Below are 17,042 nucleotides of genomic sequence, written 5' to 3'. Positions count from 1 at the left end.
ACTCCTTACTCAATGATCATTTGCCGCTGCAGCGGCAGGATTAATGTGATAACCGTGTTCTTCGAGTGCGCGTTCTGAAAGCTGTAAAACAGGCAACCCAGGGAGATAACTCATGCGCTTGTGCTGACGATTGACGCTGATCGCGGTGAAGCTCACGGTATGCGCATCTTCTCGTAGCATGCACGGGGAGAGGTGTGGCTCTTTTTCCTCAAAGGCACGATGAAATGCCAACAGAGACTCGCGCGTTTTCTCTTTTGCGGTGTATTCACGGTAAAGTTTCTGACGATAATGCTGCACAGCATCGAAATGCACAGCGGAAGAAAACAGCGGACTATCCACTGGCAAGATCCGTAGTGCGTCACCATTCCATTCAAATGCCATGACATCACCAAAACGCGCCGTCAACGATGGATCAAACGCCAGCAAAGTAAAAGGTGCTAAGCGTTTCAACTGAATGGTTCGAAACACTTTCACAATGTCCTCCACTCTCTGATGGGGCGAAAGATGACGCAACAATAAACCGCGACTAACCAACTCCCCGGCAGGCACCTTTCCTTGATAGTAATTAAGCAGACACAAGGAAAGCCCATGCTCATTGAGCGAGATCCAACTGCCTCGTCCTTTGGGATCAATCGGCATGAGAACCAATGTTTGTTGAATGCAAACTTGCTGAGGGGGCAACGCCAGTGGCCTTGCCTTTTGCTCATCACGATTAAAAAACAGTTGATAACCATCGGGCTCTATAAGCCAAGTCACCGAACACATGCTATTCACCTCGGATGTAAGTCGCGGTGGCTGGTGCAAGGCCAAACGCGCTATTGGTTTCCACTTGCATCACCTGCGCCGCCACTTTGGCCATAGCGAAATGATGATTGGCGTGCAGCGCCGCGAAAGCCAACTCTCGCTCAAGGGTTGATTGCATCTCTGCAATCCGAGTTTGATAGAGTGTCACTTCACTGGTCACGGAGACTTTCATCACTGCGGCTTCGGCGCTCAAATTCCCTAGCCACGTTGTAAGTTGCGCGATTTCTGCTTGCGCCTGTTCGATAGAGTGCTCAACAGCGTGACCACGGCGACGTTGGTTGTAGTCAATCTCTTCGCTGGCTAAGCGAATCGCATGAAAAATATCTAACCAATGACGAAAATGTTCTCCAATACTGCTGCTTACGTACGGGGCCGCAGGTGTCACATAATGACGATCTTCAATATCGAGTAAAAATTGCTGTGCTTGTTCAAGGGTCTCTAAACACCCCTGCACAACTGCGGGATAACTCATCACCATTCTGGCTTGTTGGTTGTCTGATTTGGCAATCATTAACATAAGGAAATTCCTAACAATGTGGGCTAATCGGTAGCGGGATACTGACGAACTAATTGACGCTCAGTTTGCCAAGCTCGAAGCAATTCACGGATTTTCGGCGTGCGGTGGCCCAGTTTTTTCTGTTGCGCACCAATTTGGAAAAGCAGTCGGTATTGCAAAAGCAGCGTAGAAAAAATCTCCAGCAAAGGCGTTTCGCTATCCCAGATATGGGCAGCCTCACTGCTGGCACCATTCACTTCTAAAATGGTGAAATTTTCTCCAGCCATAAACTGTTCAATATCTGCAAACTTGATATCCAACCGTCCATAATGAAAGCCGTTGAAATCATCAAAAATGGCATCTAAACGCTGATTCAGCTCAGGGGTGATGTATTGGTTACCATTGCGAAATATCGAACCGCGACTGTGGCTTCCCGCAAACGCTAGCTGCACTTCTTCACCAGCACCAGGCACCCAATCCAACTTGTTGCTGTGCCTTGGGAAATACAAATGCGTCAACTTCCCTGCTCGAGGCGAGTCTTCAATTAGTGCTTTCAGTGTTCGCTGACCATCACCCACCACCGATGGCGCGTACTTCAACGTGATCGAAATAATCCGCCCCTGCTTTTCTTGTGGATGACGAACGTAAAACACCCCTGCCTCCGCGGAAAAAGGCGCTTTTTTCTGCAACAGAAACCGCGCTTTCTGTGGAAAAGTGTGCAAATATTGACGGAGTTGCAGCTCGGTTTCGATAAGCTTCACGCCCGCGCCACGACAACCAAGATCGGGTTTTGCCACTAAGGGATAAGTCAATCCGGCATCAAGCAACGATTGCTCAATCTCGACCAACAAAGTCTCAATATCCTGCCCATGCTTGCTGACGGTGATAAAAGGAGAAATCCAGCGCTGCGCCTCTTTGCCCGCTAAGGTCAAAATATCATGCTTGGACTCCCCCACCATGCCGCTGAGATGTATGGCGGGATTTGCAATTAATGGCAGCGTGATGTCTCGATGCCACAAACCTTGCACGACACTCTGCGCCACCACCGGAGTATAAAAAAACCAGCTCGGCAGAAACTCATAAGGTGATATCTCACGCTTGGGTGATTGACTTAACAACGGCATGCCTGCATTCACTCGACCTTGTTCAATCATTTCAATGGCTCGATTCATATTGATATTTTTCCTTTTGACCAAGACTGGCTCACGACACGATTCATAACGGTCAGCAGTAAAAATGCGCCTAACACCCACCACCAAAGCCACGAGCTTTGCGCCAAGAAAGCTTGGCTACCTAACCAGTACACCGATCCAAACACGCCCCCGACCCAGAGCGCGCTGGCGAGCATGACCGCCAACAAAAAAACACGCATCGGCACCAGGCAATAGCCACTTAGGGTGTAACCTAAAGTGCGCAATCCAGGGATAAAGCGAATCACAAGCAAACTCACGAAAGCCTTACTTTGAATACGCCCTCTCACCTGGCGAAACGCTTTATGCTTGAGCGTGTGATAACGCAAAAAACGAACACTTTGACCATATTTGCCCAACCAATAGAGCGCTAAATCACCTGTCGTAATACCGACAAAAATGGCAACGATAGCAACCAAAGAAGGGAGGTAACCTTCCACGGCCAACCCTGCGGCCAGCACAATGGCAAGATCTTCCAAGAGATAGGAAATCAGCACGATGCCAATAAACAGCCACAGCGGCGAGCTCAGATGTAAGCTCAATATTTCTTGGATATCGGCGGCCAATGTTTCCCCTCCATGAAGTCCAATGTCACATTTGAAATGCATACGCTGCTTGAATAGACCGGAAGGGGATAAAAAAAATTACGCATTGAAGAAAAATACGCGAATGATAAGGCAGAGCGAGGTCAGCAGTTTTGCTCTGCTGACCATTTATCAATAGCTTAATGAAGGAATCAACGAGGCAATTTTGCGCGAACAAAGCACAGTACTGCTAGTGCTCGCATCTTCACACTAGTTGAGTATAATGTCGCCTTCGTTTTGAACCGCACGGCGCGGGCTCGGATAACGCAGTACATCGGTCTCTCGTGACCAATTCTGAGGAAGTAACATTGAACACGCTTTATCTTTCTGCCCTAGAGCAAAAAGACATCGATCAAGCCAAAGAGATTCTCGCCAGCGGTGAGCTCGTGGCGATCCCCACTGAAACGGTTTACGGCTTAGCCGCAGATGCCACCAATCCAGACGCTGTGAAAAAGATATTTGCCGCGAAAGGAAGACCTGCCGATCACCCTTTGATTGTGCATATTGGCCGCGTGGAGCAACTGACCGATTGGGCGATCGACATTCCTGAAGAAGCGTATACTTTGGCACAAGCCTACTGGCCAGGCCCCGTTACCTTGCTGTTGAAAAAAGCGCCTCATGTGACGCCTGTGGTTACGGGTGGCTTAGAGACCATCGGCATTCGAATGCCTGCGCATGACGTATTTGCGACTCTATTGCAATCTTCCGGAATGGCAGTTGCTGCGCCTTCAGCGAACCCGTACAAAAAACTGAGCCCGACTTCAGCCAAGCACGTCATGAATTCACTCGGTGGCAAAATTGCGGCCGTATTAGATGGAGGGGATTGTGCTCACGGGCTTGAGTCGACGATTGTCGATCTGACTGAAAAACCTTTCCGTATTTTACGTACCGGCCCAGTGACCGCTGCGCAACTCTCTACCACGTTGGGCGAGGAAGTGAGCTCTCCGGTTAGCCATAATGTTGCAGTACCCGGTAATGTCACTAGCCACTACCAGCCCAATACCCGCGTTCGTTTGGTTCAAGCTAGCGATCTGGCACTGGTTGGGGACAAGAAGATCGCCTACCTTCACTACACGCCGTTTACTGCGCAAGAGAATATTGAAGCCAGACAGATGCCCTCTTCAGTAGCCGAATACTCGCATGACTTATATCGCACACTCGATGAAGCGGACAAATGGGGCTGTGAGGAAATTTGGGTAGAAAGACCACCGGTAACCGAAAGCTGGTTTGCCGTTCATGATCGACTCAATCGAGCACAATCAAAGCTCTGATTTAAAAGAGAATAACTAGAAAACCCAGCTGCTTTTGCTGGGTTTTCTTTATGTCTATTTCCCCCACTTTTTCAGCCGTTGGTTCTGCTTTTTAAGCATTAGGATCATCATGTTCCAAATGCTTTAGGTACATGATGATCTAAATACTTCTTAAGCTGTACACATCCCCATTGCTAATTCACCGCTCGACAACTGAACGGTTTTGTAAAATCCACGCAAGAACCCATCAGCACGCTTGATTCGCGCCATAGACAGGCGTATTAACATCTCTTTATCGCATCACCCCTCAGGACAGTGACCGTGCAACATCTCAACCAACTGCTGATTTCTATGCAACCTTTGTTGGAACAATATGGCTACCTAGCGTTGATCGTCAGCATAGTGCTTGAGGGCGTAGGCGTACCGATGCCAGGACAATCGCTGATGATCGCTGCATCCATCCTCTCTTCTGATGGTGTGATGAATTTTTATTGGGTGATGATCGTCTCTTGGTTGAGCTGTTTTATCGGCAACAGCTGTGGTTATTTGTTGGGTTACCACTTTGAGTCTTGGCTGGATAAAAAAGGCTACATTTCAGGTGCTAAGTTTCACAAGCTGCAACAGGCCATTCAAAAATATGGCCCAGCGTGCTTAGTCATCAGTCGCTTTGTTGAAGGGATGAAACAATTTATGCCACTGGCATGTGGGATTGCCAAAATGCCCCTCAAAGAATTTCTCTTAGGCAATCTTCTCGCCACCAGCATTTGGGTTGCAGTATTTGGCTTACTGACTCACTTTGCCTTCGAACATTTGCATCAGATCACCCATTTTTATTCTGCCCACCACTTTGTTATTTGGGGGATCAGCGCCCTGCTCTTCTGTTCGATGATTTATGCTGTCATCAAACACCGACGCCGTTCAAAATAACCACGAATAGAAGACACGGTTATGCCTACACCACAGTAAAGGTGACGTTTCCCTTTTTGTTATTCTCAAAAGTAATTACTCACCACCAAATCTAGCACCATCATGAATACTATAAAAAATTCATGTGGTTACCATTCGATATTTCAATTGCACAAATAGACTCCCTCATTAGTATCGAACAATTAGTATTTCATACTGATTGTAATTTTGTACTAGGGAATTTTATGAAAAGGCACTTTGAACTCATCGATAAACCCACTTTTTTTGGCGCTCTAGCGCTTCTTTTTTCGGTGATTATTCCACTTCTTGTTTGGCCATCTCAGGGAGAATACTGGATAGGCGTAGCAAAAACATTCATGACCGATAAGCTTGGTTTTCTTTACCTAGGCCTTGGTTTGGCTGCATTTTTCTTCATGGTTTACATCATTTTCAGCGATATCGGTCAAATTAAACTGGGCGATGCCGATGAAAAGCCAGAGTTTGCCACAGGCTCCTGGGCGGCGATGCTTTTCTGCGGTGGGATCGGTGCCAGCATTCTTTATTGGGGCACTATCGAGTGGGCTTACTACTACCAAAATCCGCCATTCCAACTAGAAGCAGGCAGTGAAGAAGCCATTCGCTGGGCCGCTACTTACGGTATTTTCCACTGGGGGCCGATTGCATGGTCTATCTATCTGATTCCAGCTTTACCCATTGCTTACTTCTTCTATGTTCGTAAGCAGCCAGTTCTGAAAATTTCTGCGGCACTGATGCCTGTGATTGGAGAAGCAAGAAGTTACGGAAAATTGGGCAAAGTGATCGATGTTTTGTTTATTTTTGGCCTTCTTGGTGGCGCAGCCACCACGCTTGGTTTAGCTGCCCCTCTCATCAATGAAGGGATCAGCTATTTATTTGGCATCCCTTCAACAACACTCTCGCAAATTGGTGTACTGCTCCTGTGTACTGCGCTGTTCGCCTATTCCTCTTATAAAGGCATGGATGGTGGTATTAAAGTACTCAGCAACATCAATTTCTGGGGTGCGCTTGCCTTGCTCGCTTTCATCTTAGTGACAGGCCCAACACTCTTCATGCTGGAAACCGGCTTAGATTCTATCGGCCGAATGCTGTCCAATTTCTTCGTTATGGCAACATGGGCGGAACCATTTGGCGGTTATGGGCCATTCGAGGATACCCACTTCCCTCAAGACTGGACGATTTTTTACTGGGCATGGTGGCTAGTGTTTGCCCCAAGTATGGGACTGTTTGTTGCGCGAATATCTAGAGGTAGAACCATAAAGCAGATGGTGTCAGGGTCGATCTTTTTCGGCTCGATGGGCTGTGCGCTCTATTTTATGGTACTGGGTAATTTTGGTTTATCATTGCAACTTTCGGGTCAATTAGATGTAGTCGCCATTCTTAACCAGCACGGTGCGACAAGAGCCATTTTTGCCATTCTGGAACAACTTCCGCTCAGCACTGTCGTGATCGCGGTATTCACTATTTTGTGCATTATCTTCACTGCGACAACCTTCGATTCGATTTCATTTATTCTCGCGTCCGTTGTACAAAACAATGTCACGGAAGATCCACTACGCTGGAACCGACTGTTTTGGGCTTTCACCTTATCACTCATGCCTTCCATTCTCTTATTCATGGGTGGCTTAGCGACATTGCAAACCGCAGCCATTGTGGGCGGTTTACCATTGCTAGGTATCGCCATTATGTTGATGATTTCCGGAATCAAAGCCGCAAGCTTAGACTTAGCACACCAAGAAGGTTATGAAGATCCGGTTATCAATATAGAAGAGTTTCCGGATGTTGATCCTTGGTCACGAGAAGGTATGGCACTGGCGAAATTCGAACGATTGAAAGATGAAGCGGTTGAGGCCGCAGAGCAAGAACGTGAGGCTCTCGCTGCCATCTGGAAACTGAAAAAAGTGATACGTTCTGAAGCGCTCTCTCGCGGAGAAAGCGGCTTAGAACTGGGAGAAGCTCCTGAGGAACAACTTACAGAAATTCAACGCCTAACGAACGCGGCAATGGAGGCTAAAGAACACAAACTGCAAGCCTCTGAAGCGGCTCAAGCAGCGCGCATTGAGTTTAACGAGCTAATCAAAGAAAAAGAGTTGCAATCTCTTCAGTCAGAATCACTCAGTTAATCACTCATCACAACAAAGAAGCTCACTCATGTACGAGTGAGCTTTCTTTCATCGCGTCATTTTCTTTACAAACACCACCACAAACAAAGCCATGGTAAAGCTACCAAGAAACGCCTCCAATGCCGCGATAAAGCGTGCCACGCCAACCGGCGATATGTCTCCGTAACCAAGCGTGGTAAATGTAACCACACTAAAATAAAGGGCATTAAGAAACTCCAGCAAATAGAACTGCCAACCCGTCACATCGGCATAAATCGGGTTAGCCGAGGTGGTGTCTAAGAAAAAGTAGGCCGCTGCACTGGCAAATATCAAAAAGAGCGAAAACAGCACCACTCTCAATGGATCTTCACCATAACCACAAAAGAGATCGACGATCTTAGATAAAATACGCTGCAAACTGAATTTTGGCATTTGATAGCGTCGAAAGCGCATTTCTTTTTTAAAAAACAATCCTGCGGTTTCAAACAACCCTTGCTTCTCACATTGTTTACGCACGCCTCGGCAGACTTCTTCTGCTTCTTGCCATAGTGAACGCGCTTTTTTTCTGTCGCCTTTTTTTATTGCTATCCGAGCTTCATACTCTTGTTTGAGCTCATCCCCCCACTCAATGTTTTCGAGGCGGGCACGCGCCAAATCCGCTCCAAGTAAATTGCAACCCTCTAGTTTTGCACAGTGCAAATTAGCACACACCAATTTGCTCTTCATCAGTGAAGAACCGCGTAAATCTAAGCCAAAAAAGTGAGCATCACTTAAGTCTGCGCGATAGAAATCGGCACCTCGACACTGAAACCCAACCTTGCTACCACGGTTAACCAAATTGAGATCAACCAAGTTTGTTTTTGCCAACTGAAATCCGTCTAAAGGTTTACCTTCTGCTGCCCATTGCTCAACCTGCGACTTTACGTCGTCATTGCTTTTATCGACTTTGGGATCGTGCCAGTAACAAAGACCAGACTCCCCACACGGTTGATCGCAGCACCAGCCATCAGGATTTTGATAGCTGCATCGGCCTTTTTCTGACTTCATTTGCTGCCCCTCTTGTCATACCGATTTGGATTTATTTTTTATGACCACGGTATAAAACTAAGTGTAGGAGCTAGTTATTGAGTTGCCACTCAATTTGAAATTTGTTGCTTAAGCCAAGTGGTAAACGCTGCGGTACTGTCGTTTTTGCTGTTGTGGATCAAATAGTAACCCGCCTCTGCTCGGATGGGCTGAAAAGGAGAAACTAAGCGGCCGGTTTGCAACTCATCATCAATCAGCGCCATACGAGCCATAGCGATACCCACCCCGGCTTCCGCCGCTGACATTGCCATATCCGTTCGATTAAAGAAATGGCCTCTTTCGGTTGGTAAATCGAGCCGTCTCTGCGCGACCCAACTAAGCCATTCATAATCTCTAGGCGCGTTTTGCCACGGCATAGCGTCGTGCAAAAGTACCACTTGGCTCCACTCATCTGGCGCATAAACAGCATTGTGCAACCAAGCGTGCGTTTGCAAATATCTGGGGTTCATCACGGGCAGCAAATATTCATCCAATAGCAACTCGGTATTGGCTTGACGAAATGGGTGTGGGCGGTAATCAATCGCGAGGTCAAAATCTCGCGTATCACTGTTCACCAACGCGCCTTCGGCAAAAATTTGGATTTGAATATCGGGATACTGCTGGTGAAAGCTTTCCAACTTGGGTACTAGCCATTTGAAGGCAAAAGAAGGGGTCAGTTTAAGACGCACTTCCTGTGGGCGACTCTGCTCTTGCTTTAAACGTTGGATTTCCGCAGCCATTTCGCCAAAGTGCAACGCTGCACATTGATGAAGTTGCCGCCCCTTCTCCGTAAAACGGATACCACGAGAATGCCGTTCAAACAAACTAAAACCAAGTTGCTGTTCTAATTGCAATAGCTGCTGACTCACCGCTCCAGTGGTTAAGCACAGTTGCCTTGCTGCCTCGGTTAAACTGGGGTACTTACCCACTTCCACAAAAGTATGCAGTGCCGATACGTAAGTGCTTTTGATCATTTTCGCCCGCTTGCGTTTAGTTTATCTATAAGCAGCAATTAATTTATATCGATTGTTACCAAGTTGTAAACCTAAGAAACTCATGCTGTTTCTAATCAGGAGAAAATCGATGAAAGCAGTGGTATTGGGCAGCGGTGTGGTTGGCTTGATGAGCGCGTGGTATCTACAAAAAGCAGGCTATCAGGTAACCGTTGTTGACCGCCAAGCGCGCAGCGCGGAAGAAACCAGTTTTGCCAACGCAGGGCAGATCTCTTACGGCTACTCTTCGCCTTGGGCTGCACCGGGCATTCCACAAAAAGCAATTCGCTGGCTGATGGAAGAGCACGCACCACTGAAAATCAAACCCTCTCTTGATCCTCAACTGCTGAAATGGGCGACACAAATGTTGGCCAACTGCCAACTCAGTCGTTATCAAGTGAACAAAGCAAGGATGTTGGCGATTGCCAATCACAGCCGTGAATGCCTTAGCCAACTTCGCCAAGAGCACGATATTGAATACCAAGGCCGCCAACAAGGTACGTTGCAGGTTTTTCGTACGCAAAAGCAGTTGATCGCCATTGAAAAAGACATCGCATTACTTGAGCAAAGCGGTACGCGCTTTCAACGTATGAGTGTCGATGAGTGCATTAAACAAGAACCGGGATTGGCAGCCGTGAGCCATAAACTGACGGGCGGTCTCTATCTACCTGACGATGAAACGGGCGATTGCTATTTGTTTTGCCAACAGATGACAGAACTGGCACAACAGCAAGGCGTGACCTTTTTGTTCAATACGAACGTGAATAAGGTCAATACTCAAGGTAACCAAGTAGTGAGTGTGTCTACTGATGTTGGCGAGCTGCAAGCCGATGTATACGTGGTGGCCATGGGCAGTTATTCCACCGCGCTACTCGCGCAATTGGGGATAACGATACCTGTTTATCCGGTCAAGGGTTATTCCCTGACCGTTCCGATCACCGATGAAAGCCAAGCTCCGGTTTCTACGGTCATGGATGAAACCTATAAAGTGGCACTGACTCGATTTGATGACCGCATTCGCGTGGCTGGCACCGCAGAGCTCGCTGGATTCGATCCTGCGATTCCTGAGAAACGCAAAGCAACCATTTCTATGGTGGTGAACGATCTTTTCCCTCGTAGCGGTGATTTTGCCAAGGCGGAATTCTGGACTGGTTTTCGCCCTATGACACCAGACGGCACACCACTCATCGGTAAAACCCCGATCAAGAATCTCTATACCAATACCGGACATGGCACCTTAGGTTGGACCATGGCGTGTGGCTCAGGTCACTTGCTGAGCCAAATCATCACCGGCGAGCAAACGGAGAATTCGGCAGGGTTGGATCTCTTCCGCTACGCCAGCTAGCCCAACACACCATAAAACGGCCAGATAATCCATTAGAGGATTTATCTAAAATTCCCCAACATCGCAGAACTCATCTTATACAAAAGATGAATAGTTCTGCGATGCATTATTCTGCAATAAAAGTAAATAGCCACCAATATCCCGCATCTTGTTCTATACAACACTTTTAGCATTTTCCAATTAACAATTTATTAGCATTTTGTGTTCACAGTCACGAAGGTGATATGTTTTAGATATTTTAATTAACAATTGCATTACAAAAAGATTAATATACCGAACAGAAAACAAACAACACAAACATCTAACAGGGAAAATACTCATGCAGTCTTTAGTTGATTTTCTGAATGGAATTATCTGGAGCCCGGTGCTGATTTATCTGTGCTTAGGCGCTGGTCTGTTCTACTCCATCGTGACTCGCTTCGTTCAAGTGCGTCACTTCTTCGAAATGTGGCGCCTACTCCTTTCTGGCAAAAGCTCTTCAAAAGGGATCTCCTCTTTCCAAGCATTAGCCGTTTCACTTTCTGGTCGCGTCGGTACAGGTAACATCGCAGGTGTCGCAGCAGCGATCGGTTTTGGTGGTCCGGGAGCGGTATTCTGGATGTGGGTTGTTGCCTTCTTTGGTGCAGCAACCGCCTATGCAGAATCCACACTGGCGCAAATCTACAAAGAAGAAGACAACGGTGAATTCCGTGGTGGCCCTGCTTACTACATTGAAAAAGCCATGGGTCAGAAGTGGTACGCGTGGGTCTTCGCTATCGCGACTATCTTTGCGTGTGGCTTCCTGCTACCTGGCGTTCAATCAAACAGCATTGGTAATGCGGTTGAAGCGGCATTTGGCCCAGGAGAGATGATTGAAACCGCACTGGGCACTTTCAGTTTCGCAAAAATTTTAACCGGTACGGTCATCTCAATCATCTTAGCATTCATCATTTTTGGTGGTGTAAAACGTATCGCAAACTTCACCCAAGTCGTGGTGCCATTCATGGCTCTTGCTTACGTGATCACAGCGTTCGTGATTATCCTACTCAACATTGGTGAAGTACCACGCATTGTTGCCATGATCGTGGGTGATGCATTCACACCAATGGCGGGTGTCGGCGCTGCAATTGGTTGGGGTGTAAAACGTGGTGTTTACTCAAACGAAGCAGGTCAAGGTACAGGCCCTCACGCAGCAGCAGCGGCCAGTGTTGATCACCCTGCGCAGCAAGGTTTGGTGCAGTCGTTCTCAATCTACATCGATACTCTGCTCGTCTGTTCAGCGACCGCCTTTATGATTCTGATCACTGGCGCGTATAACGTTCATGGTGCAGAAGGTTTCCTTGTGCAGAACATCTCGGCAGAAATCGCAGCCAACGGCCCTGTGTTTACACAAATGGCAATTGAAAGTGCATTGCCAGGTGTAGGTAAACCATTCATTGCGGTTGCGCTGTTCTTCTTCGCCTTTACCACGATTCTTGCTTACTACTACATTGCAGAAACGAACATCGCGTACATCCGTCGCAGCTTCAAAGTGAATGGTTTGATGTTTGTACTGAAAGTGGCGCTGATTGCTGTCGTCTTCTACGGCACAGTGAAAACCGCGAACTTAGCATGGGCAATGGGTGATGTGGGCGTTGGCTTGATGGCATGGCTCAACATCGTTGGCATTCTAATCATCTTCTTCATGTCAAAACCAGCGATCAAAGCGCTGCAGGATTATGAAGAGCAACAAAAGCAAGGCGTGACCGACTACACCTTCAACCCTGTAAAACTGGGTATCTCAGGGGCGACTTACTGGGAAGAGAAATACAAGCGTAAAACCGGTCAAGATCCACAAACGGAAGAAAAACAAACCACCGTCGTGGAGCAGCCTTCACTCTAACTTCTCAGGAAGTAAACACAACATCGTACAATAAGAAAAAGGCAGTGTTGCCCTCACGGGCAAATAAGAAAAGGGGTTAGCCATTGGCTAACCCCTTTCATTTCTGTTCCCAAAACGATGTGGCTTATGCAGCAAGCTCTTGCGCGTTCACCGCAGGCGCTTTCTTTTCACCAATCGGCAAAATAGTGCGGCCATATTCGTTATTTAGCACTTGAGCCATAGCAAAGTAGATTGCGCTCGCACCACAGAAGATGCCTTCAAAGCCCGCGATCGTGCCGATAAGTTCGCTGCCCGTAAAGTCACGTGCTGCTAGCAGTGCGAAAAGAATGGTCAATGAACCAAATACCACTTGTTTGGCGGTTGGGTAGCAAAGTGAGCCAATGAACATGAAACCAGTGAAAATACCCCACAGAGCAAGGTACCAACCCATGAAATTCGCAGGGCTTGCTGGTAGGCCCATGTATGGCATCACGATCAACGCAACCAGCGTCAACCAGAATAGGCCGTAAGACGTAAACGCTGTGGTGCCAAAGGTATCACCACGCTTAAAGCACATGATGCCTACGATCACTTGGCTTAGACCACCGTAAAAGATGCCCATTGCCAAGATCATAGAGTCAATCGGGAAGAAACCTGCATTGTGAATGTTGAGCAGGATTGTAGTCATACCGAAACCCATTAGACCAAGTGGCGCTGGGTTAGCCAGTTTAGTAGACATAAACGCGTACCTTTTCAAAAATGTTTATAAAAATTACGCGCGGATTTTAATGAAGCGTTGGATAAAAGATAGCTAGCTAAAGTGCAAACTAAGATTTCATATAAAACGAGCTGAATAAACAAACTCTGGCATAGCCAGAGTTTGTTTGAGGTTGGAAAGGTTACTGACAAGAAATCTCATCCCAGAACCAGTTTGATTGCGTTGGCGTCTCCCAAACTCCTGGGCCATTTTTAGCGATAAAGCACTTACCGTTGTAAGTCACTTTTTCACCATTCGCAACCTGCGTCACTCCCAGCTCCCACTGAATAAAGGTACCTGGGACAGGGGTGGGATCTGGTGTTGGTTCAGGTGTCGGATCCGGTGTTGGCTCTGGGTCCGGAGTCGGATCTGGCGTTGGAACAGGATCCGGGGTTGGCGTTGGCTCCGTTGGTGTTCCCGCCACCAATTCCCAAGGCCCACCTAAGCTTGGATCGTTGCCTTGTGTCCACCACTTCGCCTTGTATGTCGCACCTTTGTAGGTGACTTGATCGCCAGCCACGTAAACTTTACTTGCGCTCCACTCATTGCCACCCGGTTGGGTTCCTGGGTCTACAGGGTCCAGTTTGTCAACCACACGCACTTCTGGCCAACTTGCGTGCGAGCCGTAGAAGTTAGTCACACATTTTTCGTAGTCGCCTGGTACTAACGCCGAATAGGCCGTTTGGAAGCCCACCAATTCACATTCAAAGGAATAGCCTCCTGGGCGATCGGCGTAATATTTCCAGTTGCCGTCCCAGTTGGTGTAGAGCACGTCGGTTGCACCATTGAGGTTCAAACTGCCATAAGGGGTTTGCTGCCAACAGGTGTTCTTCTCATCCGCTTCCACAGGGATTTGATAGTGTGATGCCAGCCCTTCCCAGTAACGAATACGGTTAACCGGCTGGCCTTTGTCTTTATTCTGCTCACCACACTCAATGCCACCATTGATAACGTTAATCGTGGTACCAAAGCCGTAACCAATACCCGCGTCCACTTCACGTTGGGATGGCACCCAAGTACGGTCGATCACATGCAGCATGGCTGGTTTCGGCGCTTGAGGTGTTAAGAAAAACCAAATGGCTGAAGCGAGGTTTAACCAAGAGTCCGCCACCAAAGCAGGGTTCTTAAGCAGCACGGTGGCATCACCATCGTACATCACTTCCGAAAACGCACCGTAGTTGAAGTGGTAAGAAAGCTGTTTTGCCCCACGGCCAAAATAGCCCTGCCCCGCTTCACACGGCCAACGTTTGTTTTGCCAATCGTTCTGGCCACACCCCGTGGTGTAACCGGCTTGACCTTCCGACCACCCCATTTCACGAACATGAACTAACGCTTGTTGCCACTCTTCCAGACCTAGTGGGTTATCAGAGACGTTGTCAATCGCAATGTGGCCACCGGTTTCTTGCGAGAAATGAGCAAAAGCAGTCACGATGGATTTTTTACAGATCGCATCTGAATCCCGTCCATCCGTGTACTCACCACAGAAGGCAGGGAACTTACCGATCGCCTTTAAAAAACGCGTATAAGTGTATTCGGGTGCAGCCATATGAGTGAGAAAATCCCATTCACTTTGTGGGAAAACACGTTCAGTACGCTTTACGTTATCAGGGTTGCTCGCCGCGCCGGGAGCAATGGCTTCGACGATGGTATTCGAGCGTGTTTCTAACGCCTTTGACCAAATCGCGTACATGGGATTTGAAGTTTGCGCTTGCTCTGCTGCTTGCAGATCCACTCGTGAAACGACATATCCATTCGGGTTTTGAGGGTCTGGTTGGATATTCATTGCCGCTTGCGCTCCAGCGGCTAACGTACATCCGATCAGAACCGACAGATGGGAAATCTTCATTCTTCCTTATCCTTTTTCTCTACACAAAAAATGTTACATTTCTGGCAGATTAGACCTTAATCCTTGGTAAAGTCAGAGAGATTCACCATTATTGAACAAAACTGCGAGTCATTTCAGCATCATGCAAATGGAACAACGTTCTACGACAAAGCGAATGCTACCCCTGTTCCAAAACCAACAACCCGAGTAAACAGCAATAAAAAACCCCGAGTGTTCACTCGGGGTTTATTCGATGGATCAATGCACTGCGTTAACGCAAGATTATTCCCACTCGATGGTTGCTGGTGGCTTACCAGAGATATCGTAAACCACGCGCGAGATGCCGTTTACTTCATTGATAATGCGGTTAGAAACCTTACCTAGGAAATCGTACGGTAGGTGTGCCCAATGCGCCGTCATGAAGTCGATGGTCTCTACAGCACGCAGAGAAACAACCCAGTCATACTTACGGCCATCGCCCATTACGCCTACAGAACGCACTGGTAGGAATACCGTAAACGCTTGAGATACCTTGTTGTAAAGATCCGCAGCGTGGAGCTCTTCAATAAAGATAGCGTCCGCACGACGTAGCAAATCACAGTACTCTTTCTTGATTTCACCAAGAACACGAACACCTAGACCCGGACCAGGGAATGGGTGGCGGTAAAGCATTTCGTAAGGTAGGCCAAGTTCTAGGCCAATCTTACGTACTTCATCTTTGAACAGCTCACGCAGTGGCTCAACAAGACCCATTTCCATATCGTCTGGCAGACCGCCCACGTTATGGTGAGATTTGATTACGTGCGCTTTACCTGTCTTAGAGGCTGCTGACTCGATTACGTCTGGGTAGATGGTACCTTGAGCGAGCCATTTCGCATTCTTCAGCTTCTTCGATTCTTCATCAAATACATCGACGAATACGTGACCGATGGTCTTACGCTTCTCTTCAGGATCAGATTTGCCTTCAAGTGCTTTTAGGAAGCGCTCTTCAGCATCAACTTTGATGATGTTTAGGCCAAACTTGTCGCCAAACATGTCCATCACTTGCTGACCTTCGTTTAAACGAAGTAGACCGTTATCAACAAAGACACACGTTAGCTTGTCGCCGATTGCACGGTGAACCAACATGGCTACTACTGATGAATCTACACCACCAGATAGACCTAGGATCACTTCATCGTCACCCACTTGCTCTTTAATACGAGCAACCGCATCTTCGATGATGGATTCTGAAGTCCATAGACGCTCACAACCACAGACGCCAAGAACAAAGTTCTCTAGCATTTGTAAGCCATTTTTAGTGTGCGTTACTTCTGGGTGGAACTGAACACCGTAGTATTTCTTCTCTTCGTTCGCCATTGCAGCGTAAGGACAAGTGTCTGTTTCACCTACTTTGGTGAAGCCCGCTGGAATCTCAACGACTTTGTCACCGTGGCTCATCCACACATCTTGAGTAGCTTCAAGATCTTTGAAAATAGCTGACTCACCAGACACTTTTACAGCTGCATAGCCAAACTCGCGCTCGTCAGAAGTCGATACTTTGCCGCCTAGCTGTTCAGCCATGGTCTGCATGCCGTAACACACACCCAGTACTGGCACGCCTGAATCGAATACATATTGAGGTGCGCGAGGAGAGTTATCTTCTGTCACGCTCTCTGGGCCACCAGAAAGAATAATACCGTCTGGGTTGAATTCACGAATATCCGCTTCTTCAACATCCCAGCTCCAAAGCTCACAGTAAACGCCGATTTCACGTACGCGGCGCGCAACAAGTTGAGTGTACTGCGAACCGAAATCTAGGATCAGAATACGTTGGTCATGAATATTTTTAGTCATTGAGGTTAATCTCG

The 17,042-nt window shown here is 47.6% G+C and carries 14 protein-coding genes; 5 read left to right on the top strand and 9 right to left on the bottom strand.

The features are described from left to right. Positions 1 to 9: 9 nt before the first annotated feature. From CIK04_RS05590 to CIK04_RS05575, 4 genes are read right to left on the bottom strand one after another with little or no spacing between them, the layout of a single operon-like run. Positions 10 to 765, bottom strand: a complete 756-nt coding sequence (locus tag CIK04_RS05590) for an NRDE family protein (protein WP_097353364.1) — start codon at positions 763 to 765, stop codon at positions 10 to 12. A gap of 1 nt (position 766) precedes the next feature. Further along, positions 767 to 1,321, bottom strand: coding sequence for a hypothetical protein (locus tag CIK04_RS05585; RefSeq protein ID WP_097353363.1), 555 nt, complete (start codon positions 1,319 to 1,321; stop codon positions 767 to 769). Between the two features lie 23 nt (positions 1,322 to 1,344). Then, entirely contained in the window at positions 1,345 to 2,472 is a 1,128-nt protein-coding gene (locus tag CIK04_RS05580) for a D-alanine--D-alanine ligase (RefSeq protein WP_176463289.1), read from the bottom strand. Then, positions 2,469 to 3,098: a DedA family protein gene (locus CIK04_RS05575; protein ID WP_097353361.1), complete on the bottom strand. Its 630-nt coding sequence runs from the start codon at positions 3,096 to 3,098 to the stop codon at positions 2,469 to 2,471. Before CIK04_RS05575 ends, CIK04_RS05580 begins: the two co-directional genes overlap by 4 nt. A gap of 284 nt (positions 3,099 to 3,382) precedes the next feature. Between CIK04_RS05575 and CIK04_RS05570 the strand changes: the two genes are divergently transcribed. The 3 genes from CIK04_RS05570 to CIK04_RS05560 all read left to right on the top strand — a co-directional run bounded on the left by CIK04_RS05570 (position 3,383) and on the right by CIK04_RS05560 (position 7,389). Then, positions 3,383 to 4,345 (top strand): L-threonylcarbamoyladenylate synthase, encoded by a 963-nt coding sequence (locus CIK04_RS05570; protein WP_038969448.1) that lies wholly within the window; start codon positions 3,383 to 3,385, stop codon positions 4,343 to 4,345. A 300-nt stretch (positions 4,346 to 4,645) separates the two neighbouring features. Next, on the top strand, positions 4,646 to 5,251 hold the full coding sequence (locus CIK04_RS05565; RefSeq protein ID WP_039539125.1) for a DedA family protein: 606 nt from the start codon (positions 4,646 to 4,648) through the stop codon (positions 5,249 to 5,251). A 224-nt stretch (positions 5,252 to 5,475) separates the two neighbouring features. Further along, positions 5,476 to 7,389: a BCCT family transporter gene (locus CIK04_RS05560; protein ID WP_011149614.1), complete on the top strand. Its 1,914-nt coding sequence runs from the start codon at positions 5,476 to 5,478 to the stop codon at positions 7,387 to 7,389. Positions 7,390 to 7,437: 48 nt separating this feature from the next. On the opposite strand, the gene CIK04_RS05555 is transcribed toward CIK04_RS05560, so the two are convergent. Then, positions 7,438 to 8,415 (bottom strand): ion channel, encoded by a 978-nt coding sequence (locus tag CIK04_RS05555; protein ID WP_017419997.1) that lies wholly within the window; start codon positions 8,413 to 8,415, stop codon positions 7,438 to 7,440. Positions 8,416 to 8,504: 89 nt separating this feature from the next. Next, a complete protein-coding gene (locus CIK04_RS05550) occupies positions 8,505 to 9,407 on the bottom strand; it encodes a LysR substrate-binding domain-containing protein (RefSeq protein ID WP_038939502.1) in 903 nt (300 codons plus the stop codon). Positions 9,408 to 9,516: 109 nt separating this feature from the next. Between CIK04_RS05550 and CIK04_RS05545 the strand changes: the two genes are divergently transcribed. Together CIK04_RS05545 and CIK04_RS05540 are read left to right on the top strand one after the other, a co-directional pair. Further along, positions 9,517 to 10,770, top strand: a complete 1,254-nt coding sequence (locus CIK04_RS05545; protein WP_039451878.1) for a D-amino acid dehydrogenase — start codon at positions 9,517 to 9,519, stop codon at positions 10,768 to 10,770. Positions 10,771 to 11,089: 319 nt separating this feature from the next. Next, positions 11,090 to 12,631 (top strand): sodium:alanine symporter family protein, encoded by a 1,542-nt coding sequence (locus CIK04_RS05540; protein WP_038939328.1) that lies wholly within the window; start codon positions 11,090 to 11,092, stop codon positions 12,629 to 12,631. Between the two features lie 124 nt (positions 12,632 to 12,755). On the opposite strand, the gene CIK04_RS05535 is transcribed toward CIK04_RS05540, so the two are convergent. The 3 genes from CIK04_RS05535 to guaA all read right to left on the bottom strand — a co-directional run bounded on the left by CIK04_RS05535 (position 12,756) and on the right by guaA (position 17,028). Then, the gene (locus CIK04_RS05535) at positions 12,756 to 13,349 is read right to left on the bottom strand and encodes a GPR1/FUN34/YaaH family transporter (protein ID WP_011078514.1); all 594 of its coding nucleotides are present in this window, start codon (positions 13,347 to 13,349) and stop codon (positions 12,756 to 12,758) included. A 160-nt stretch (positions 13,350 to 13,509) separates the two neighbouring features. Beyond that, on the bottom strand, positions 13,510 to 15,213 hold the full coding sequence (locus tag CIK04_RS05530) for a chitinase (RefSeq protein ID WP_097353359.1): 1,704 nt from the start codon (positions 15,211 to 15,213) through the stop codon (positions 13,510 to 13,512). A 261-nt stretch (positions 15,214 to 15,474) separates the two neighbouring features. Further along, on the bottom strand, positions 15,475 to 17,028 hold the full coding sequence (gene guaA, locus CIK04_RS05525; protein WP_011149610.1) for a glutamine-hydrolyzing GMP synthase: 1,554 nt from the start codon (positions 17,026 to 17,028) through the stop codon (positions 15,475 to 15,477). Positions 17,029 to 17,042 lie beyond the last annotated feature (14 nt).

Source organism: Vibrio sp. 03_296, from assembly GCF_002265885.1.
Note: the sequence above shows the minus strand (reverse complement) of the source record. Positions and strands in the feature narration are given on the sequence as shown.